Here is a 21,865-nt window from a genome sequence, read left to right on the forward strand (position 1 = left end):
GCGAAGCTGGTCGCGGTCCTCGTGAGTGGCTAGGACGGTTAGAACCGTCCTAGCCACTCACGAGGCCGGGGAAAGGACCTCACGGGCGACGAGCACGCCGCCGACGAAACCCATCGGCATCACGATCAGGGCAGCGAACGGGATCAAGCACAGCAGTGACACGGGAAGACCCAGCCCGAGGGCGAGCGCGCGGTGACGGCGCAGCAGCGTCCGACGCTGTTTCAAGCCCATCCCGCGCCGGTAGAACGGCACGGCGATCAGTTCCAGCGCCAGGAACCACGCCGTGACCAAGGCCAGCAGGACCGGCACGACGGTTTGCCCCACCACAGGGATGAAGCCCGCGATCAGCAGCGGGATCGTGAACATCAGCGAGCGCAGCACCAGGGACAGGCCGTCCTTCAGGCCCATCACCAGCAACCGCCACCACGAGAGGTCCACCGCGCCGGGCACGCCGCCGAGGTCGTCTTCGACCTTCTCCGCGATGTGCTCGTAGAACGGCCCGCCGACGGCGAGGGTGATCGCCGTGAACCCGATCATGGCGATGGCCAGCGCCACCCCGAACACCGCGACCCCGGCCGCCACCCGGATCGTCGTCCGCCAGCCCGGCGACCAGTCGTCGGCGAACGGGGTGAGCAGCAGCGAGAGATCATCGATCCAGAACGCCAGCGCGACGACCCCGCCGACCAGCGACAGCGTGGTCAGCAACGCGGGCAGCGCGCCGATCAGCAGCAGCCTCGGCGACCGCAGCAGGATGCCCAGTCCTTGCCCGAACATCCTGAAACCTTTGAAGAAATCCCGCACCGGACATTTCTACCAGTGTCCGGATTGTCCGCTCGTGGCCGCGGGGCTCAGGGCACCCGCAAGCGCTGTTCCGGGTTGGACCAGGTTCCCCGGCGCGTCCAGGGCATTGGCCTCGGCGAGCTGTCGAGGGACTCAGCCACCGTCCGCGAGTGAGCCACTGCCGCCGGGGCCGGTCACGATCACCCGGCTGCTCACCGCGGTCCCGAACGGGACGATCATGACCTGCCACGTCCGCGGCGAACCGACGTCGATCGTCGCCGTCGCCCGCCGGACCAGGGCCGGGACGCGGTCGACCGCCAGCGCACGGAGGTCGAACCGCGGCACCTGGGCACTCGTCGGGGCGAAGACCACGGTCAGCCGCCGGTCCTCGACGACCACGGTGATCACCTGCGAAACGTCCGCGGCCAGCGCCAGCGAGTCGATCGCCCGGCGCAACTCCCCTTCGCCCAGCAGGGATCTGTCGACGTTCACGGTCGCCGATCCCGAGGAGGACGTGGTCACGCTGGACAGGGTTTCTTCCGTCCGTGCGGGCGCTTCCGGCGCGAAAAGCTCCGCGCGGAACAGGGACAGCACGAGCGCCGCGCCGAGCAGGAACCCGAGGACCGCGAGCGCGCCGAACGCGCAACCCTCCGGCGGCTCCTGCACCAGGCTGGACTCCGGAGCGGATTCGATCACGGCTTCGGCGGCGCGGCGCTCCCACTCCGGCGACGGCCGCTCCACGACCCGCGCCTTCCACGGCCGGTCCGGCGGGTACCGGACGACGAGGACATCGCCCGGCCGGTAGTTCGGGATGTCGACCAGGTTGATGCCGTGGGTGATCCTGACTCGATGCGACGCCATGCCGTCGGGGACGACGGTGAGGACGAGGTCGACTGGGATGTCGCCTGTCTCGGTGCCGCCGGCCCGGAGGCTCTCGATCTTGGCGAGCGCGATCACCGGCGCGAGCTTCGCCTCACGAGCACGTCGCGGGGCGCCGGCGAGGTAAAGCAGGATCCCATAGGCGATGGGAAGCCCGAGGCCCGTGATGATCAACGGAACGTACTCGATGATGATGCCGACGACGAACGCGCAGAGGGTCGTCCCGGTGACGATCCCGGTCAGGAAACCGCGGACAAGGGCGAGCGGCATGGACGTGTCTCCAGACGTTCAGGGGCGGGCTTGAGTCCGCGGGCAACCAGTCGCTGAGGGCGGGATGGCGCCGGAGCGCCACGAAGACCTTCTTCTGGGATCAGAGACGTCAGGACGAGCAGGACCGCGGGCACCCACCGATCGGCGTAGTACAACCGCAGACCACCGTTTCATCACGCTCACCTTCGTTCGGTCTTCGCCCAGCCTTCCTCCGACCGGGTGCTACCGAACCCAGGTTCCGGTTTCCTAATTGCATTAGGCAAATCCAGAATGGACTATGCTAACGTGGCGGACATGGCACGAGCGGGACTGACCACGGAGCGTGTGGTCCGGGCAGGCGCGGAACTGGCCGATGAGATCGGCTTCGAGCACGTGACCCCGACAGAGCTCGCGAAACGGTGCGGCGTCAAGACGGCGAGCCTGTATTCGCATGTGAAGAACGCCCACGAACTGAAGACCGAGATCGCCCTGCTGGCCTTGAGCGAACTCGCCGACCTCGCCGCCACCGCGGTGGCGGGCCTGGCGGGCAGGGACGCGCTGATCGCCTTGGCGAACGTCCACCGCGACTACGCCCTCCGACACCCTGGCAGATTCACCGCCGCCAGGTTCCGGCTCGCGCCGGACACGGCCGCCACCAGCGCCGGCGTCCGGCACGCCGAAATGACGCGGGCGATCCTGCGCGGCTACGACCTCGCCGAACCGCACCAGACGCACGCGGTCCGGCTGCTGGGCAGTGTGTTCAGCGGCTATGTCGGCCTGGAGGCCGCCGGAGGCTTCAGTCACAGCACCCCCGGCTCACAGGAGAGCTGGACCGAGATCCTCGACGCGCTCGACGTCCTCCTGCGCGCCTGGCCCCGAAGGAAATGAACGGAAGAATGCTCACGACCCCGATCACCGCCGACCTCGTCCGCGGCGCACTGGACCTCGAGCACACCGAACGCGGCGTGCTCCCCCACCGGCTGCCCGCGCGCGCCAGGCAGCAGATCCCCGACGGCCAGCTGGCCATGGCGGAGGCGCAGCCGTCCGGGGTGCGGCTGGCCTTCCGCACCACGGCCACGATCGTCGAACTGGACGTCCTCGCCACCAAACGGGTGTTCGCCGGCGTGCCATCTCGGCCGGACGGTGTCTACGAGATGCTCGTCGACGGGCAGCTCACAGGGCAGGCGAGCGTCACCGAGGGCGACACGATCAGCGTCGACCTGGCCACCGGCGCCGCACGGCACCAGCCCGGTCCCGTGCGAACCCTGCGCTTCACCGGCCTGCCCGGTCACGAGAAGAACGTCGAAATCTGGCTGCCGCACAACGAAACGACGCGGCTGGTCGCCTTGCGCACCGACACGGCCGTCCACAATGCACAGTCAAGTGGTCGCAAGACCTGGCTGCACCACGGCAGCTCCATCAGTCACGGGTCCAACGCGGTGACCCCGACCGGGACCTGGCCCGCCACGGCCGCAGCCATCGCCGGAGTGGACCTGGTCAATCTGGGCTTCGGCGGCGGTGCCCTGCTCGACCCGTTCACCGCCCGCGCGATGCGGGACACGGCCGCCGACCTGATCAGCGTGAAGATCGGCATCAACCTCGTCAACGCCGACCTGATGCGCCTGCGCGCGTTCGGCCCGGCGGTGCACGGTTTCCTCGACACCATCCGGGACGGGCATCCCACCACACCGTTGCTGGTCGTCTCGCCGATCCATTGCCCCATCCACGAGCACACCCCGGGGCCCGGCCAGTTCGACCCGGACGGCCTGCGGGAAGGAAAAGTGCGGTTCAGGGCCACCGGTGATCCCACGGAAACCGCCGCGGGGAAGCTGACGCTCACCGTGATCCGCGGCGAACTCGCCCGCATCGTCAAGGAACGGAGCACGACCGATCCGAACCTTCGCTACCTCGACGGCCTCGAACTCTACGGCGAGGCGGACCATGCCGTCCTGCCGCTGCCCGACGACCTCCATCCGGACGCGGCCACGCACCGGCTCATCGGGGAACGTTTCGCAAAACACCTCGTGAGTGGTAAGGACGGTTAGAACCGTCCTTACCACTCACGAGCCACCGCGTTTACTGTGCGCGTATATCTCGTTAGCCCCTCTGCGGGTACCTATTTTTCTTCCTGTCCAACGAAAGTCGGTATCCGCCACCGGTGCCGCGGATCACCATGATCGGCACCGGATCACCGGTGCCGGGTCGCCTTGGCCGTGCCCGGCGACCCCACTGTGTCCAGTGCGGCCACCCCTCGCGCTGGATCTTCCCTCGCGAAAGTGAGTCACCGGTATGCGCACAAACCCCTTGGCCCGTACCGCCACCACACTGATGGCCGCGGCCGCCGCCGTCGGCTTCCTCGCCCCGTCCACGGCCACCGCCACCACCATCGCGGGCTACTCCCCCACCGTGCAGCACGAGGCGGTGACGTCCCTAGCCTCCGAAGCCGGGATCAGCGAGGCCGCCGCCGTCGAGTTCCTCCGGACGCAGACGGCCAGCGTCGAGACGCTGCACAAGGTCACCGCGTCGCTCGGCTCCCGTGCCGCCGACGGATACCTCGACGACGACGCCGAACCGGTGGTGAACGTGCTCGACCAGGCCGCCGCGGACCAGGTGACCGCGACCGGGGCGCGGGCCCGCGTGGTCAAGCACTCCAGTGCGGCGCTGGCGGGCGCGCAGAACGCCCTGCAGGCGTTGCCGACGGTCGCGCACACGTCGATCGGCCTCGACCCGAAGGCCAACCAGGTCGTGCTGACCATCTCCGACGCGGCGAAGGGCTCCGAGGGCCTCGTGAAGGCCGCTGAAGCGCTCGGCGACCGGGTCCGCGTGGAGCGGACCACCGGCGAGATGCACACCGCGATCTACAACGGCGAGGCCATCACCGGCGGCGGCACCCGCTGCTCAGTCGGGTTCAACACCAACCGCGGCGGCCAGAACTACATCCTCGACGCCGGTCACTGCACCCGCGCGGTGTCGCAATGGAACGTCGGTCCGTCAGAGGGCGCCAGCTTCCCGACCAACGACTACGGCCTGATCCGCAACACCAGCGGCAGCGCGCCCGGCGCGGTCACCCTGTGGAACGGCTCCACCCAGCGGATCGCCTCCGCCGGTTCCGCCACCGTCGGGCAGCGGATCAGCAAGAGCGGCAGCACCACCCGCCTCACCTCGGGCTCTGTGCAGCGGCTGAACGTCACGGTGAACTACGCCGAAGGCTCGGTGCACCAGCTGATCCAGACCAACGCGCTGGTCAACCCCGGCGACTCGGGCGGCTGCCTCTTCTCCGGCAGCGTCGGACTGGGCATCACCTCCGGCAAGGGCAGCGGGACCTCGTACTTCCAGCCGATCGGCGAGGCGCTGAGCGCCTACAGCGTCACGCTCAACCCGTAAGCAGATCCCGAAGCCGTGCCCCGGTCACCGCGACCGGGGCACGGCCTGTGCGCGGAAATGGTCCACCGTGTGGTCTCGAAAGCGTTGGGCAGCGGCGGAAAGGTACGTGTCCTCGCGCCACGCGACGCTGAGCACGCGGCGGCATTCGGGATCGTCGACGTCGAGCCAGCTCACCGTGGAGCTGGTGTCGGCCCGCAGCCCGAGAGAGGGCACGAACGCGATACCGAGGCCCGCGTCGATGAGCTGGAAGAGCACAGCGGCTTCGTCGCCCTCGCAGACGATGTGGAGTTCGAGACCGGCCTTCGCGAAAAGGCGCTCGGCGAGCGCGCGCTGCCAGTAGCCCGGCCGCGTGGTGAGGAACGGCTCTCCCTCGAGATCCGCGAGGCCGACGCGGCCGCGTCCGGCGAGCCGGTGCCCGGAAGGCACGCAGAGCATCACCTGTTCGTCGAGCAGCACGCGGCTGCGGATGTCGTTGCCCGTCAAGGGTTGCGACGTGACGCACAGGTCGACGTCGCCGGATCGCAGCTTCTCCGCCATGCCCTCCCCCGACGACTGGGACAGCCGCACGTCCACCAGCGGATGGCCGGGGACGAAGGTGCGAAGCGGTTCGGTGAGGACGAGCAGGCTTTCGGCCGCGACGGTCACGGTGCCGCGTTCCAGCCCGGCGGCGTCGTCGAGTTCCTGCCGGGCGTCGTCGAGTTCGGCCAGCGCCCGGTCGACGCGGCGGAGGAACGCGGTGCCGAACCGGTTGAGCCTGATCCGGCGGCCGTGCCGGTCGAAAAGGGGTACGCCGAGATCGTTTTCCAGCCTGGCCAAAGTCCGGCTGAGCGAGGGCTGCGCGACACGCAGCTTCTCGGCGGCGCGGCCGACGTGTTCGAGCCGGGCCACCGTCTGGAAGTACCGGAGCGCCAGAAGATCCACTGCTGATACCTCGCCTGTTATGAACAGATAACCGATCTTGTCTTGGACAGCATAAGTCGTCGGCTCTTACGTTCGAGCGCGTGAGTGAAACCCTGACCAGCCCGAGCCGAAAGGCGAGCGGCACTCTGGTGGTGAACCGGGTGCTGGTGAGCGCCCACGCCGTCGCGATCATCGGCCAGCCGGTGTTCGCCGGCGGCTATCTCGGCGGCGACTACGACATGCTCTGGCTGCACCGCTGGGGTGCCGACGCCGTGTCGTATCTGGCGTACGCGCAGATCCTGGCGGCGCTGGTCCTGTGGCTGGTGCGCGGGCCGCGCTGGCTGTTCTGGATCAGCCTGCTGCTCGCGGCGGGCGAGACCGCGCAGTACCTCGCCGGGATGGCGGGCGCGCTCGACCTGCACATACCCCTCGGAGTCGCGCTCGTCACCGGAACGGCGCTGACGGCCATCGCCGTCTGGCGCCCGCAGCCCTGGCGGGCAGGCCGATGAGCCGTCGGCTGCCTCGCAGGACGTTCCTCGGACTCGCCGGCAGCGCAGGTGTCCTCGTGGCCGCGGGGGTCGCGGCTCCCCGGCTGCTCGCGCAGGGTGCGCCGGGGACCGGCGAATTGCTGCGCAGCGGGCTTCCGTTGCCGGAACCGTTCCGGGTACCGCTGCCGATCCCGCCGGTCCTGCGTCCACAAAGGACCGCCGGCGCCGATCACTACACGATCACCCAGCGGGCGGCGACGGCCGAGATCCTGCCCGGCGTCCGGACGCCTATCTGGGGCTACGACGGGATCTTCCCCGGTCCGACGATCGAATCGCGGCGGGACCGGACGGTGGTGGCACACCATCGCAACGAACTTCCCGTGCCGACCGTGGTCCACCTGCACGGCGGGCACACGCCCGCCGAGTCCGACGGTTACCCGACCGACCTCGTCCTGCCGCGGTCCGGCTGGAACACCGCGCACACCGGGCACGGCATGGTCGACGCACGCGCCCGGATCTCGAACGGGGAGCGCGACTACGTCTTCCCGTCGCGGCAACGGGCCGCGACCCTGTGGTACCACGACCACCGCATGGACTTCACCGGTCCGGCCGTGTACCGGGGCCTGGCCGGGTTCCATCTGATCCGCGACGACGAAGAAGACTCGCTGGGGCTCCCGTCCGGGGAGCGTGAGCTGCCGCTGATGATCGCCGACCGTTCCTTCGACGAGCACGGTGCCTTCGCCTATCCCTCCCTCGACCGGACGCTGCGGACCACGCCGGGAGTCGAAAGTGCTTACGTGGAGGGCGTTTTCGGTGACGTCATCCTCGTCAACGGCGCACCGTGGCCGGTGCACGAGGTTGCGGCCGTGCGGCACCGGCTGCGTGTCCTCAACGCCTCCAACGCCCGCCGTTACGACCTGGCACTGGACCCGCCGCCGTCCGGTGGAGGCGGTTTCGTGCAGATCGGTGGCGACCAGGGGCTCCTCGGCGCGCCGCGTGAACACGACCATCTCCCCATCGCACCGGCGGAGCGGTACGACCTCGTCGTCGACTTCGGCCGGTATCCGGTCGGCACCGAGGTCACCCTGGTGAACCGGCTCGGCACCGGCTCGGTCGCGCAGGTCATGCGGTTCGTCGTCGCGCGCCGCGCACCGGACGACAGCCGGGTTCCGGCGAAACTCGGCGAAATCCCGCCGCTCACTCGCGAGCAGGCCACGACCACGCGGGAGTTCTCGTTCCGCGCCGGCACCGTCCACGGACGCGCGGGCTGGGTGATCGGCGGGGAGCCGTTCTCGCCGGACCTGATATCGGCGAGCCCGCGCCTCGGCGACACGGAGATCTGGCGGTTCGTCGCCGACATCCACCACCCCGTGCATCTGCACCTGGTGGGATTCCGGATCCTCTCGCGCGGCGGACGTCCGCCGGGGCCGTTCGACGGCGGCATCAAGGACACCGTGGACCTGCGCCCAGGCGAGTCGGTCGAGGTCATCGCCCGCTTCGACGGCTATCGCGGCCGCTACGTCTTCCATTGCCACAACGCCGAACACGAGGACATGGCGATGATGGCCAATTTCGAGGTGGTCTGAAGCTCGTGAGTGGTGAGGACGGTTAGAACCGTCCTCACCACTCACGAGGCCGGACCGGGTTGGTCAGTTCCCCGACGCGGGGCGTGAGTGGCAGGTCACTTCTCAATTCGTTGGACTTTCCGTCCAACGCTTATACAGTCAGTCTCGTGACCAATGAGCATCCGTACCCTCCGGCGTTCCGCAGCGGCGACCTGGTTTCCGTGTCCGGGCGGCTCGGCGTGACCGGGACCGGAGAACTGGTACCCGGCGGATTCGACGCCGAATGCCCGCGGGCCTTCGCCAACCTGGACTCCGCGCTGCGTTCGGTGGGCGCGACCCGGGCCGACGTGGTGAAGGTCGTCGCCTACCTGACCGACATCGCCGACCGCGACGGTCTCAACCGCGTCTACGAAGAGTTCTTCTCCGAGCCCCGGCCCGCCCGTACCTGCGTCGGGGTCGCGTCCCTGCCGTATGGCGGCGTCGTCGAGGTCGAGGCCCTCGCCCGAGTACGCGATGTCTGAACAGGACGCGATCCTCGACGCGCTCGCCCCGGTCGCCGACGGCATCGCGGCGACACTCGGCTCGTTCTGCGAGGTCGTGGTGCACGACTTCCGCCGCCCGGAGAAGTCGGTGGTCGCGATCGCCGGCTCGGTCACCGACCGCACCGTGGGCGGATCGATGAGCGAGATCGGCATGGGCCTCCTCGCGCGCGGCGACGACGCCGAAGACCAGCTGAACTACGTGACCCGGACGGCGTCCGGAAAGCTCGTGAAGTCCTCGACCATGCTGCTGCGCGACAGCGGCGGCTCGGTGTTCGGCGCGCTGTGCGTGAACCTCGACGTCACCGCGCTGGGCCAGCTGCGGACCCTGGTCGGCGAACTCGCCGACGTCGGCACCGCCACCGAAACGCCGACCACCACCTTCGGCGACGACGTCGACGCGGTGGTGGACGCGATCGTCGACGAGCACCAGCTCCGGCTGAACAAACCGTGGACCGCGCTCAGCCGCGAAGAACGTCTGGATCTGTTCCGCAGCCTGCACGCGCGCGGTGTCTTCGCCGTGCGCCGGGCCGTGCCTCAGGTCGCGGCCCGGATCGGGATCTCCCGTGCCTCCGCTTACAACTATCTCGCCGAAATCCGTGATCAAGGAGCATCATGACCGCCCCCGTGACCATCGACGACATCCGCGACGCCGCCGCCCGCCTGGCCGGTGTCGCACACCGGACCCCGGTCGTGCGTTCCCGCACCCTCGACGACCTCGTCGGCGCCGAGGTCTTCATCAAGTGCGAGAACCTCCAGCGCGTCGGGGCCTTCAAGTTCCGAGGCGCGTACAACGCCGCCTCCCGGCTCTCGCCGGAACAGCTGGCCAAGGGTATCGCCGCGTATTCGTCGGGGAACCACGCCCAGGCCGTCGCGCTCGCCGCGCGGGAACTCGGGAGCAGCGCGGTCATCCTGATCCCGGAGGACACCCCGCAGTCCAAAAAGGATGCCACCGCGGGCTACGGCGCCGAGATCGTCACCTACGACCGGTACACCGGCGACCGCGTCGCGATCGGTGAGGCGCTGGCGGCCGACCGCGGTCTCGCGCTCATTCCGCCGTACGAGCACCCGCACGTGATCGCCGGACAGGGCACCGCGGCACTGGAACTGCTGGAGGACACCGAGTCCCTGGACACTCTCGTCGTCCCGGTCGGCGGCGGTGGCCTGATCGCGGGCAGCTCGACCGCCGCGAAGGCCGTGCGGCCCGGCATCCGGGTCGTCGGCGTCGAACCCGCCGAGGGCGACGACACCAAACGCTCGCTGGACGCCGGGGAACGCGTGTCGATCCCGGTGCCGCGGACCATCGCCGACGGCCAGGCCGCCTCCATCCCCGGCGAACTGACCTTCTCGATCAACCGGCGGCTCGTCGACGACATCGCGCTGGTCACCGACGACCAGGTCCGGGACGCGATGCGGTTCGCGTTCGAACGGCTGAAGCTCGTCACCGAGCCGAGCGGAGCGACCGGTCTCGCGGCGCTGCTCAGCGGCCGGGTGCCCGCCTCGGGCCGGGTCGGGGTGATCATCAGCGGCGGGAACGTGAGCCCGGAACGCTTCGCCGAGCTGATCGCGGCCGAGTAACCCCTCGTGAGTGGCAGGGGGGGGGGTTNGTGTGTGGAAACAGGGACGTTGAGTGTCCCTGTTTCCACACACCCTCGTGTAAAGGGCTTGCGCCCATCGCCATGCTCGGGTATCCGCGAGGGACTCAAACCTCCTGACCTTGCTCGGCACAGCACCGTCGCCCCAGCGTCATCGCCAGTCACGTCAGCGGCGCGTGAACGACCCCTTCACTGCGTCTAACGCAAGTAAGGGCTCCTTCACGCGGTGGGCCGACGTGTCGTGAGTGGCAGGGGCGGTTCTAACCGTCCCTGCCACTCACGAGGCTGTACCGAGTCAGAGGCCGAGCCCGCCGGCCAGCACCGGCCACGAGTCGCGCAGCGCCCGCTGCCAGTAGGGCCAGCTGTGCGTGCCGTCGCCGTAGTAGTCGACGGTCGCCGGGATCCCCTTGAGCTTCAACCGATCCGTGAAGCTCACCGAGGAGGCCAGCGCCTGGGGTTCGAAGATGTCGGACTGGCCCGGCGGGTCGAGCGGGCCGGTCTTCCCGTTCCCACAGGAGATGTAGAGCGCCGTGCCGCGCAGGTCGTCGACGTGGTCGTACGGGTTGTTCGCCGACCAGAGCGGCCGCATCCCCCAGCTGTCGCCCCAGAGTTCGAGGTAGTTGAAGATCCCCGCCCGGGCCAGGATCCCCTGGATGAACAGCGGGGCTCCTTGATTGAGTGTGTTCGGCACGCCGCTGTAGGACGCCGCGGCGGCGAACATCCCCTTGTGCTTGTACGAATACGCGAGCGCGCCGTACCCGCCGATCGACAGTCCGGCGATGACCCGGCGCGTGCCCGCCCGGTAACCGCGTTCGACGATCTGCCGCACCTCCAGGGTGTGGAAGGTGTCCCAGTCGGGAGTGCCCTTGAGCCCGAAGTTCCACCACTTCGTGTACATCCCGGCAGGCCCGCCGGTCGGCATGACGACGAGGGCGTCCTTGTCCGCGGTGAACGCCTTGACGTCGGTGAACTCATCCCACGAGCGGTAATCGACCGGTTCGCAGCAGCCGTGCAGCAGGTACAGCGTGGGCCAGGTCCGAGCGGGTTGCGCGGCCCAGCCCGACGGGACCAGCAGGCGGACCATGCCGGTGGTGCCGAGCGACGGCGAAGTGATCTTGAGGTCGACCGTGCGCGCGTCCAGCCAGGTCTCCTCGACGACCTTCGCGCCGTTGTCGGCGGTGACCGGCGCGGGTGCCGCGCTCGCGGGGATCGAGCTTCCGAACAGGGCGACCATGCACAGCACCAGCAGACCCCACCGCCGGGTTCGGTTCATCGCTTCTCCTTGCTCACAAAGGGATGTTTCCGTGCTTCTTGGCCGGGAGGGTCTGCCGTTTGGTCCGCAGCGCGTGCAGGGCCCCCGCCACTTGAAGGCGGGTCCGCGACGGCGCGATCACCTGATCGACATAGCCGCGTTCCGCTGCCAGATAAGGGTTCGAATGCCGTTGGCGGTACGCCTCGGTGAGCCGTTGCCGTTCGGCCGACCGCTCTTCCGGTGACAGCGCGGCCAGTTCACGCCGATGCAGCACCCGCACCGCGCCCTCGGCGCCCATCACCGCGATCTCCGCCGTGGGCCACGCCAGGTTGACGTCCGCGCCGAGATGCTTCGACCCCATCACCGCGTAGCCGCCGCCGTAGGCCTTGCGGATCACCACGGTCACCTTCGGCACGGTCGCCTCGGCGTAGGCGTAGATCAGCTTGGCTCCGCGCCGGATGATCCCGTGCCGTTCCTGCGCCTCGCCGGGCAGATAGCCGGGGACGTCGGCGAGGGTGAGGATCGGGATGGAGAAGGCGTCGCAGAACCGGACGAACCGCGCGGCCTTCTCCGAGGCGTCGATGTCGATCACGCCCGCCTGATGGCGCGGCTGGTTCGCCACGACACCGACCGTGCGGCCCCGCACCCGGCCGAACGCGCAGATCATGTTCGGCGCGAAGGCTCCGTGGACCTCGGTGAACTCGCCGTCGTCGACGAGGCGGACGATCACCTCGGCCATGTCGTAGGCCTGGTTCAGCGAGTCGGGCACCAGCCGGTCGAGTTCGAGATCGGCGGCGGTGAGTCCGGGATCGGTTTCGTCGGCGTACTCCGGAACGGCGTCGAGGTTGTTGGACGGAAGGTAACCGAGCACGGTCTGCACCCAGTCGATGGCGTCCTGTTCGTCGGTGGCCCGGTGGTGGGCGTTCCCGGAGATCTCACTGTTCACCACCGCGCCGCCGAGTTGCTGGGCGGTGACCCGTTCGCCGCTGACGGCGTGCACGACGTCAGGCCCGGTGACGAACATGTGCGCGGTCTCGTCGACCATCACGGTGAAGTCGGTGATCGCCGGCGAGTAGACCGCCCCACCGGCGCAGGGACCCATGATCAGCGAGATCTGCGGGATGACGCCGGACGCCAACGCGTTGCGCCTGCCGAGCTCGGCGTAATAGGCGAGCGAGACGACGCCTTCCTGGATCCGGGCGCCGCCGGAGTCGTTGATCCCGACCACGGGGCAGCCCAGCGTCATCGCCAGGTCCATCACCTTGAGGACCTTCTCGCCGAAGACCTCGCCCATGCTGCCGCCGAACACGGTGAAGTCCTGGGAGAACACGCAGACCCGCCTGCCGTCGACGGTGCCGTGCCCGGTCACGACACCGTCGCCGTAGGGCCGGTCGGCGTCCAGTCCGAACTCGGTGCACCGGTGCCGGGCGAATTGGTCGAGTTCGACGAAGGAACCCTGGTCCAGCAACAGGTCGATGCGTTCACGGGCGGTCAGCTTGCCCTTGGCGTGCTGCCGGTCGACGGCCCGTTTCTCGGCGATCCGGACGGCTTCGTCCTGTCGGGCGGCGAGATCGGCGATCCGGAACGCCGTCGTCGGGGCGAACGGGACGTCGGTCATGGTCTCGCCGCTCTCGGTGCCCCGAGCCGGGCCGCGAGCGCCTCCGCGACCACCTCGACGTGCGGTGGGTCGATCATCGACAGGTGATCGCCCGGCACCCGCACGATCTCCAGATCCGTGCAGTAGGCGTCCCAGCCGAGGGCGTCGTCGGTGCGCAGGTAGCGCGGGTCGAGGGTGGTGGTCAGCGGATGCGGCTCCTGCGCGCGCATCAGCAACACCGGCCCGGCGTAGGGCCCGGGCTCGTAGCGTTCCGCCACCCGTGCGTCCACATAGGACTCATATTGGTGCCGCAGCACGCCGTGACCCATCTCGGGCACCCGCGCGGCCAGGTGGGCGATCACCAGCCGGATCTGTTCGTCGTCGCCGAGCCGGACGAGGTCCTCACGCGGGATGTCCAGGGCGACACCGTAGGTCCGCTCGACGTGTCCGGCGAACCGGTCGAACCGGTCCAGCAGGATCTCGTGCGCCGGCTTCCCCGGCGCGGGCAGCGGCAGGATGCTGTCGATCATGAACACGAGAGCGACCCGCTCCCCCGCCGCGGTCAGCCGCCGGGCGGTCTCGTAGGCGAGGCAGCCGCCGAACGACCAGCCGCCCAGCCGGTACGGGCCCTGCGGCTGGATTTCCCGGATCAGCTCGAGATAGCACTCGGCCTTGTCCTCGACGGTGTGCTCTTCGTCGATCCGTTCGAGCCCGTAGACGGCTCCGCCCTCGGGCAGCAGGCGGACGAGTCCCTCGTAGACGCTCGTCGGGCCGCCCGCCGGATGGAACAGGAACACCGGATCCGTGTCGCCTTCGCGCAGCGGCCGGACAGGGCAGCCGCGTCCTTCGATCTCGTCGCGCAGCAGGTCGGCCATCGCGGCGATCGTCGGCGTGGCGAAGAGCCGGTCGAGGTCGGGGACCGCGCCGAGCTGACCGGCGAACAGCGCGCGCAGCCTCCTCGCGGCTCCGGCGTCGCCACCGGCGGCGAAGAAGTCGTCGTGGACGCCGGGGTCCGCGCCGCCGAGTTCCGCCTGCCAGTGCCGGGCGATCCAGCGTTCGGCCGGATCGCGTGGTCCGACGGCCGTACTCGGTCCGGCGGACCGTGCGCTTCCCTCACCGAACCCGGCCTGTTCGGCGAGATGGTCGGCGAGTTCGGCGAGGCTGGCACCCCGCAACAGCAGCGGGATCGGCAGCGGCAGGCCGAAATCGCGTTCCACGACGCCTTTGGCGCGCATGGCGGCGAGCGAGTCCAGGCCGAGCCGGGTGAGCGGCGTATGGCGGTCGATCTCGTCCGCGGCGAGGCCGAGCATCCCGGCGACGAGCCCGGCCAGGTAGTCGGCCAGCATCTCGCGGGCGGCTTCCGGCAGGACGGCCCGCAGCGCGTCCAGTCCGTCCCAAGTGGACGGTTCGGCGTCCGGCTCGTCACCCGGTATGAGGATTTCGAAGAACGGCCGTCCGGCCAGCCGCGGGAACAGGGCCAGTACGGTCCCGGCGTCGACGCGGGCGATCCCGGTCGAGACGCGGTCACGTCGCAGCACGGCGTCCATCGCCGCCAGTGCCTCCTCCGTCCCGAGCGGTTCGAGCACGGGGTTGCGGCTGCCGACGGCCGCGCCGTCCTCGCCCCAGACGCCCCAGCCGATGGTCGCCGCCGGCAATCCGGCGGCCCGGCGCCACGCGACGAGGGCGTCCACCCACGCGTTCGCGGTGGCGTAGGCGGCCTGCCCCGGCGATCCGAACAGCGCGGCCGCCGACGAGTACGTCAGCCACCAGTCGAGTTCATGCCCGGCCGTCGCCTCGTGCAAGCGCCACGCCCCCAGCGCTTTCGCGCGCCAGACAGCCTCGACGGCGTCGTTGTCGAGGGTGATGGCGGCACCGTCGGACAGCACACCGGCCGCGTGCAGCACACCGCGCAACGGCAGACCACCGTCGGTCGCGGCCGCGATCAGCGCTTCGGCCGTCCCCGGCTCGGCGATGTCGCCCGCCACCACGCGGATGTCGACGCCCTGCTCGCGCAAGTCCGCCAGAAGCGGTTCGACAGCAGGGCTCGCTCCTCGCCGACCGGAAAGGACGAGCCTGGTAGCGCCGCGCTTCGCCAGCCAGTCCGCGGCGACCAGGCCGAGGCCGCCGAGACCACCGGTGATCGCGTAAGCGCCGTCGCGCACCACGGTTTCGTGGCCGGGTTCGCCGAGTTCCGGGCGAGCCAGCAGCCGCGTGTACCGGACGCCCTCGCGCCAGGCGATCTCGTCGTCCGCCGCGTCCGCGCGGATCTCCGCCACCAGCCTGCCGACCCACGACTGGGCGGAATCCGGCTCAGCGTCGAAGTCGACCTGGCTCGCCCGCAGTTCGGGGTGTTCGAAGGCGAGGACCCGGACCAGCCCGCGAAGCCAGGCCTGGCCGGGGTCACCGCGCTCGCCGGGTTCGATGGCCGACGCACCCGCGCTGACCAGCCATAAACGCGGCGCGTCTTCGACCAGTTCGGCGAGGACGCCGGAGAGTGTCACGACCATCCGAGCGTCTCGCATCGGGTCGGGCCCGCCCGACCCGATGCGAGCGAGGACTCCCGTCACCTCGCGGGACCTCAGGACTTCCGCCAGCGCGGCTCGATCCCCGAGCCGGACCGCCACCAGTTCGTCACCGGCTTCGGTGAGCCGGTCGTGCAACGCTGTCAGCCACGGCGGGTCTTCGTGCAGCACGACCCAGCGTCGCGTGCCCGGCGCCGCCACCGGCGGTTCGGCCTCCCGCCAGACCGTCTCGAACAGCAGGTCCGCCATCGGCACCGGCAGCGCCGAACGCTGGAACCGGCGGCAGTAGACCTCCCGGAACTCGACCAGGACGACGTCGTCGGCGTCGACCAGCTGGACGCCGCCCACCATGCCGTCACCCGCCGGATCGAGCGAGTCGAGCACTGCGTCGACCCGGACGCCCCGGTGTGGATCACCGGCCAGGACGACCTCGCCCAAGGTCAGCGGCAGGAAGACCCCGTCGGCTTCGCGCAGCGCGTCCCCGGCGGCCGCGGCCAGCGCGTGCAGGCAGGCGTCGGCGATCACCGGGTGCAGGACGTACGCCGGATCGTCGGCGGGCAGGGTGATCGACGCCGAGGCCCGGCCCGGCGCCGCCAAGACCTCGCGCAGCCCGCGGAAAACGGGACCGTAACTCTGCCCCGCTCCGGCCAGTACCTGGTAGAGGTCGACCGGACGGGCGTCGGCGGCGACCGCGCCGAACGGCACCACCGCGGTGTTCCCGTCGCGGACGCGGGCGGTGGCGTGCCGCACCCAGCCGCCGTTCGCCGACCGCGCGTACACGTCCACTTCGGACGGTCCGGAGCCGGTGCTCAGGCTGGTCGTCACCTCGGTGTGCGCGGCGAGCGGGAGCACCCGGTGCAGTTCGAGACCGCCGATACGCAGGTGCCCGCCGGGCCGCAGGACCACTTTCGCCGCCGCGAGCGCGAGTTCCAGGAACCCGGCGGCGGGGAACAGCGGGACACCCATCGCCGCGTGGTCGGCCAGCCACGGCAGTACGGCTGTTCCGACGTCCGCGCGCCACAGGTGCCCACCGCCGGTCGGCTGTTCGATGTGGATCCCCAGCAACGGATGCGCGCCACCGGATCCGGCTCGGGTCGCCGGGCGCCGCGGCCAGAACCGCCGGTGCCGCCAGCGCGGGCCGGGCAGCTCGACCGGAAGCGGGCGGGAGCCGCCGTCGTCGAGCACGACGGGCAGTCCGAGGGTGTGGAGCCGGGCGAGCGTGGTCAGGAATGCCACTCGCTCGTCGATCTTGCGGCTCGCCGACGGCAACGCGAGCGCCCCGGTGCTCTGCTCGATCGCGGCCAGCGCCACCGGATGCGGCGAGATCTCGACGAAGACTCCGTACCCGTCGGCGGTCGCCGCCGCCAGTGCCTGGCTGAACCGCACCGGACGGCGCAGATTCGCCGCCCAGTACTCGACGTCGAACACCGGCGATCCTTGTGGATCGTCGAGAACGCTGCTGTAACAAGGAATCTCCGCAGGACGCGGGGAAAGCCCGTCGAGTTCGGCACGGAACCGGCCGAGGACGGCGTCGACGGCTTCCGAATGGCCGGCACCCCCGACCGGCAACCGCTTCGCCAGCCTTCCGAGGTTCTCGACGTGCGAGACCAGCGCCTCGACCTGTTCGGCGCCGCCGCTGACGGTGCACTGGACCGGTGAGGCGTAGACCGCGACGGTGATCCCGGGGAAGTCCGCTTCCAGGCCGGCGAGTTCGGCCGGGGACAGTTCGACCACCGCCATCGCGCCGTCGCCGGTAGCGTCGACCTCGGCGAGCAGCCGGGCGCGCGTGGTCATCACGCGCAGGCCGTCGGCGACGTCCAGCGCCCCCGCGACGACGGCGGCCGCGACCTCGCCCATCGAATGCCCGAGCACCGCGGCCGGGACGACGCCGCGCGCACGCCAGAGCCCGGCGAGGGCGAGCTGCATGCCGAACAAGGCGAGTTGTGTCGCCCCGAGTTCCGGCAGGTCGTACTCGCCGGAGAACACCTCGCGCAGGGAGAATCCCGCTTCGGCCCGGAACACCGGATCGAGTGCCTCCACCTCGGCCCGGAACGCGGGCTCGGTGCGCAGCAGGACGCGACCCATCCCAGGCCACTGGGAGCCGTAGCCGGAGAAGACGAATACGACGTCGGACACGGGTCCGGCCTCGCCGAGGACGACGTTGCCACTCTCGCGTCCGGCGGCCATTTCCCGCAAAGCGGCGGCGATCCTGTCGCGTCCCTCCGCGATGGCCAGGCCGCGGACCGGCAGGTGTTCCCGGCCGTGGGCCAGCGTCGCGGCGACCGCGTCCAGCCGGACCGATCGGTGGGCGGGATCTTCGAGCCAGTCCGCCAGATCGGCGGCCCGCGCCCGGAGCACCTCGGTCGATCGAGCGGACAACGCGAACACCCGCGGGCCCCCGGTTTCCGTCCCGCGACCGGCGAACGACGCGGCAGGCCACTCCTCGAGGACGACGTGGGCGTTGGTGCCGCCGAAGCCGAACGCGGAGACGCCGGCGCGCACGACGTCGGAGTAGCGCGGCCAGTCCGTCCCGGTGCCGACCACGCGGAGGCCGAGTCCGGCGAAATCGATGTGCGGGCTGGGTTCGTGATGATGCGGGGTCGGCGGCAGCCGCCGGTGGACCATCGCGAGGACGACCTTGATCAACCCGGCCATCCCCGCCGCGCCTTCGAGATGGCCCAGGTTCCCCTTCACCGAGCCGATCAGGAGCGGGCGGCCGGGTTCGCGTCCGGCTCCGAGCACCTCGCCGAGCGCACCGGCCTCGATGGGATCCCCTACCTCGGTTCCGGTCCCGTGCGCCTCCACGTAGTCCACAGAGGACGGTTCGACGCCCGCCGCCGCGTACGCGTCCCGCAACAGGTCCGCCTGCGCGCCGGGACTGGGCGCGACGAGACCGTTGGACCGGCCGTCGGAGTTGACCGCGCTGCCGCGGATCACCGCGAGCACCCGGTCCCCCGCGCGGCGGGCGGCCTTCAACGGTCTGAGCACGACCACGCCACAACCCTCTCCGCGGGCGATGCCGTCGGCGGCGGCGTCGAACGGTTTGCAGTGCCCGTCCGGGGCCAGCACCCCGGCATGCCGGAAGGACGCGGTGACCGCGGGTGAGAGAAGCAGATTCACCCCGGCGGCGAGCGCCGTCCCGCACTCGCCACGGCGGAGGCTCTGCACCGCCTGGTGCACCGCGACCAGCGAGGACGAGCACGCGGTGTCGAGGGTGAGACTGGGTCCGCGCAGGTCGAACAGGTACGAGAGCCGGTTGGCGGCGATGCTGGTCGCGGCTCCGGTGGCGGACCAGACATCGGCGGCGTCGGGATCGGCCAGCGTCAGGTGGCCGTACTCGCCCGCCGAAAGCCCGACGAACACCCCGGTCCGGCTTCCCCGCAGTGTGGACGGCGGGATCCCGGCGTGTTCCAGCGCCGCCCACGCGACTTCGAGCAGCATCCGCTGCTGGGGGTCCATCGCTTCGGCCTCGCCCGGCGTGATGCCGAAGAAATCGGCGTCGAAACCGGCGATGTCGCCGAGGAACCCGCCGCGTGCGGGGGTCTCCCAGCGGTCTTCCGGGACCTCGCGGATACCGTCGCCTCCGGCGTCGAGGAGCCGCCAGTACCGCTCCGGGGAGTCCGCCCCGCCCGGCAAACGACAGCCGACACCGACGATCGCGATCGGTTCCTCTTCGCGGCCTTCGCCGCTCACGATCTCGGAGACCTCCGCTGTGGACAGACGCGCGGCGAGAGCGGCGATCGTCGGGTACTGCCACACCAGGGTCGGCGGCAACGGGCGGCCGAGGTGCCGGCCTAGTTCCGCCGCCAGGTCCATCGACTCCCGCGAGGAAAGCCCGCTTTCGTGCAGCGGACGATCCGGGTCGACCTGGTTCGCGGGCAGCCCGGTCCGCTCCGCGACGCGCGCGATGAGCCAGGCGCGGATCTGGCCGGTCACCCGAGCCGCCGCGCGGTCAGCGAACCGTCCAGATAGGACTTCCGGCACAGCGCGCGGCTGATCTTGCCGCTGGAGGTGCGCGGAACCTCGCCCGGGGCGAGGAAGACCACGTCGTGCGGCCGCAGACCGTGCGCGGCCGAGACCGCCCTCCGGATCTCTGCGGTCGCCACGGCGATGTCGGCCTCGACCCCCTTGGCCCGTTCCGCCAGTACGACCGCCGCTTCGCCGTCTTCGTGCTCGATCGCGAAGGCCGCGGCGGAATGCGGCCGGACCGCGGGATGCGTCTCGACGGTCTGTTCGATGTCCTGCGGGTAGTGGTTGCGGCCGTCGACGATGACGAGGTCCTTGAGCCTGCCGGTCATGAACAGCTCGCCGTCGTACCGCACACCGAGGTCTCCGGTCGCGAGCCAGCCCGCGCCGGACTCCGGATCGATCGGCAAAAGACCGAAGACGCCGTCGGAAGCGGTGGGCCGTCCCCAGTAGCCCACGCCGACGTTCGGGCCGTTGACCTGGATCTCCCCCACCCTGCCCGGTTCGACCAGCGCGCCGGTGACCGGATCGGTGATGCGGACCCGTTGTCCCACCGGGAATCCGCACGAGACGAGCGTGGTGGACGTCGCGCCGGGGAGCGCGGGCGTCGCCAGCCCGGCGGCGAGCCGGTCACGGTCGAAGGCGACTTCTCGCGGTGCCTTGCCCGCTTCGGTGACGGAGACGAGCACGGTGGCCTCGGCCAGCCCGTAGGAGGAGCGGTGCACCTCCGGGCGCAGCCCGCATTCCTCGAAAGCGCCGTGGAATTTCGCGATGGTCGCGGGAAGGACCGGCTCGCTGCCGTTGATCAGCGAGACGACCCGGCTCAGTTCGAGGTAGCTCTTCTCGTCCTCGGTCACGCGGGAAGCGCTGTAGGCGTAGGCGAAATTGGGTGCCGCGCTGATCGCGCCGGGGCTGGCCGAGAGGGCACGCAGCCATCGTGAAGGACGTTCGAGGAAGGCGAGCGGATCCATCAGGACCGACGCCGCGCCCGCCGCCATCGGCGCGCCGATCCCGAGGATCAGGCCCATGTCGTGGAAGAGCGGCAGCCAGCTGACGGTGGACGTCGTCCCGGTTTCGATCGCGTAGGCGTCGCAAGCCTGCCGGGCGTTGGTGAGCGCGTTGCGGTGGGTCAGCATCACACCCGCCGGCGTCCGCGTGGAACCGGACGTGTACTGCAGATACGCCAGTCCGTCCGGTTCCGGTCGCGGCCAGGAACGGTCACCGGCCGCGACCGGAGCTGGGATGTCGACGGCGAGCACGGCGGGCCGCTCGATATCCGTCGACGCGAGGAAACCGGCGGCGGCGTCCAGACCGTCGGTGGTCGTGAGCACGACCCGCGGCGCGCAGTCGGCGAGTACGGCGGCCAGCCTGCCCGCGTGTCCGGGGAGGTCCGGGGCGAACAGCGGGACCGCGACCAGCCCGGCGCGGATCGCGCCGAGGAAGGCGACGACGTAGTCGACGGACTGCCGCGCCAGGATCGCGGCCCGGTCCCCCGTGCCGGTGAAACAGGTCAGCCGGGTGGCAAGGACGTCGACCCGGTCGTCGAGCTCGCGCCAGGACAGGGTGACCGCCCGGCCGTCCGCTCCGGCGCGATGGTCGAGGTAGGTCACCGCGACCTCGTCACCGAGCCGCCACGCCCAGTACCTCAGCAGTGTCGCGAACGACTCCCCGCCGGGTGCGCCGTCCGGCCCGTGGGCGGCGACGACCGTTTCCGAAATGGTTTCCATGGCCCCTCTTTTGACGACTCGAGCAGGAGCGGGTGAATTCGGAACGGCGCCGTTGCCGAAAGCGGATTCCATTCCGGAGACCGTTCTTTATCTGCCCGGAACTGTATGGATATCCCGGGAAGAGTGTCAATGAAAGGATGATGGAACGCCGGCGGCGGCACGGACGTGCTCACCGGGAAGTGAGAAAGGGGGCACCCTGCTTGTCACTTCGGAACGAACTTCGACCCGCACGAGGGTTCCGCAGCCGGAGCGCGAGGAGCGCACCGGTGAGTTACAGACCCGCCGCGTAGCCGTCGGCCGGCGCGGACGCCACACCTTCGATCCTCGTGAGTGGTAATGACGGTTCTAATACTCCAGTCGTAGTTCGTGATGGTCATGGTTCGTGGGTCGATTGTCGCTGGTAGTGGCCTTGCTGGGCGCGG

General features: G+C 70.3%; 15 protein-coding genes. 8 read left to right on the plus strand and 7 right to left on the minus strand.

Features of this window, described 5'->3' with window-relative positions; genetic code table 11:
• Positions 1 to 57 precede the first annotated feature (57 nt).
• Positions 58 to 801, minus strand: coding sequence for an EI24 domain-containing protein (locus tag H074_RS06600; RefSeq protein WP_007029250.1), 744 nt, complete (start codon positions 799 to 801; stop codon positions 58 to 60).
• A gap of 132 nt (positions 802 to 933) precedes the next feature.
• The gene (locus H074_RS06605) at positions 934 to 1,929 is read right to left on the minus strand and encodes a hypothetical protein (RefSeq protein ID WP_007029251.1); all 996 of its coding nucleotides are present in this window, start codon (positions 1,927 to 1,929) and stop codon (positions 934 to 936) included.
• Between the two features lie 294 nt (positions 1,930 to 2,223).
• On the opposite strand from H074_RS06605, the gene H074_RS06610 reads away from it, so the two are divergent.
• From H074_RS06610 to H074_RS06620, 3 genes are all read left to right on the plus strand, one after another.
• A complete protein-coding gene (locus tag H074_RS06610; RefSeq protein ID WP_007029252.1) occupies positions 2,224 to 2,796 on the plus strand; it encodes a TetR/AcrR family transcriptional regulator in 573 nt (190 codons plus the stop codon).
• An 8-nt stretch (positions 2,797 to 2,804) separates the two neighbouring features.
• Entirely contained in the window at positions 2,805 to 3,953 is a 1,149-nt protein-coding gene (locus H074_RS06615) for an SGNH/GDSL hydrolase family protein (RefSeq protein ID WP_007029253.1), read from the plus strand.
• A gap of 283 nt (positions 3,954 to 4,236) precedes the next feature.
• A complete protein-coding gene (locus H074_RS06620) occupies positions 4,237 to 5,292 on the plus strand; it encodes a S1 family peptidase (RefSeq protein WP_200865753.1) in 1,056 nt (351 codons plus the stop codon).
• A gap of 24 nt (positions 5,293 to 5,316) precedes the next feature.
• Here the strand turns inward: H074_RS06620 and H074_RS06625 are convergent, their stop codons facing one another.
• Complete coding sequence (locus tag H074_RS06625; protein ID WP_007029255.1) at positions 5,317 to 6,213, minus strand: LysR family transcriptional regulator; 897 nt, start codon at positions 6,211 to 6,213, stop codon at positions 5,317 to 5,319.
• Between the two features lie 80 nt (positions 6,214 to 6,293).
• On the opposite strand from H074_RS06625, the gene H074_RS06630 reads away from it, so the two are divergent.
• The 5 genes from H074_RS06630 to H074_RS06650 all read left to right on the plus strand — a co-directional run bounded on the left by H074_RS06630 (position 6,294) and on the right by H074_RS06650 (position 10,362).
• Positions 6,294 to 6,701 carry a hypothetical protein gene (locus H074_RS06630; protein ID WP_039921649.1) on the plus strand — a complete coding sequence of 136 codons (408 nt, stop codon included), beginning with the start codon at positions 6,294 to 6,296 and terminating at the stop codon, positions 6,699 to 6,701.
• Positions 6,698 to 8,266 carry a multicopper oxidase family protein gene (locus tag H074_RS06635; RefSeq protein ID WP_007029257.1) on the plus strand — a complete coding sequence of 523 codons (1,569 nt, stop codon included), beginning with the start codon at positions 6,698 to 6,700 and terminating at the stop codon, positions 8,264 to 8,266. Before H074_RS06630 ends, H074_RS06635 begins: the two co-directional genes overlap by 4 nt.
• Positions 8,267 to 8,412: 146 nt before the next feature.
• Positions 8,413 to 8,766 carry a RidA family protein gene (locus tag H074_RS06640; protein WP_007029258.1) on the plus strand — a complete coding sequence of 118 codons (354 nt, stop codon included), beginning with the start codon at positions 8,413 to 8,415 and terminating at the stop codon, positions 8,764 to 8,766.
• Positions 8,759 to 9,403 (plus strand): helix-turn-helix transcriptional regulator, encoded by a 645-nt coding sequence (locus H074_RS06645; RefSeq protein ID WP_007029259.1) that lies wholly within the window; start codon positions 8,759 to 8,761, stop codon positions 9,401 to 9,403. Before H074_RS06640 ends, H074_RS06645 begins: the two co-directional genes overlap by 8 nt.
• Positions 9,400 to 10,362 (plus strand): pyridoxal-phosphate dependent enzyme, encoded by a 963-nt coding sequence (locus tag H074_RS06650; RefSeq protein ID WP_007029260.1) that lies wholly within the window; start codon positions 9,400 to 9,402, stop codon positions 10,360 to 10,362. The genes H074_RS06645 and H074_RS06650 overlap by 4 nt, the downstream gene beginning before the upstream one ends.
• Positions 10,363 to 10,674: 312 nt before the next feature.
• Here H074_RS06650 and H074_RS06655 read toward each other — a convergent pair whose 3' ends face one another.
• Genes H074_RS06655 through H074_RS06670 form a run of 4 tightly spaced genes read right to left on the minus strand, consistent with a single transcriptional unit; the run spans position 10,675 to position 21,443 of the window.
• Entirely contained in the window at positions 10,675 to 11,652 is a 978-nt protein-coding gene (locus H074_RS06655; protein WP_007029261.1) for an alpha/beta hydrolase, read from the minus strand.
• A 13-nt stretch (positions 11,653 to 11,665) separates the two neighbouring features.
• A complete protein-coding gene (locus H074_RS06660; RefSeq protein WP_007029262.1) occupies positions 11,666 to 13,249 on the minus strand; it encodes an acyl-CoA carboxylase subunit beta in 1,584 nt (527 codons plus the stop codon).
• Positions 13,246 to 19,686 carry a type I polyketide synthase gene (locus tag H074_RS06665; RefSeq protein ID WP_007029263.1) on the minus strand — a complete coding sequence of 2,147 codons (6,441 nt, stop codon included), beginning with the start codon at positions 19,684 to 19,686 and terminating at the stop codon, positions 13,246 to 13,248. The genes H074_RS06660 and H074_RS06665 overlap by 4 nt, the downstream gene beginning before the upstream one ends.
• Entirely contained in the window at positions 19,683 to 21,443 is a 1,761-nt protein-coding gene (locus tag H074_RS06670; RefSeq protein WP_007029264.1) for a fatty acyl-AMP ligase, read from the minus strand. Before H074_RS06670 ends, H074_RS06665 begins: the two co-directional genes overlap by 4 nt.
• Positions 21,444 to 21,865: the final 422 nt, after the last annotated feature.

Origin of the sequence: Amycolatopsis decaplanina DSM 44594, assembly GCF_000342005.1 — a bacterium.
GTDB classification, from domain to species: Bacteria; Actinomycetota; Actinomycetes; order Mycobacteriales; family Pseudonocardiaceae; genus Amycolatopsis; species Amycolatopsis decaplanina.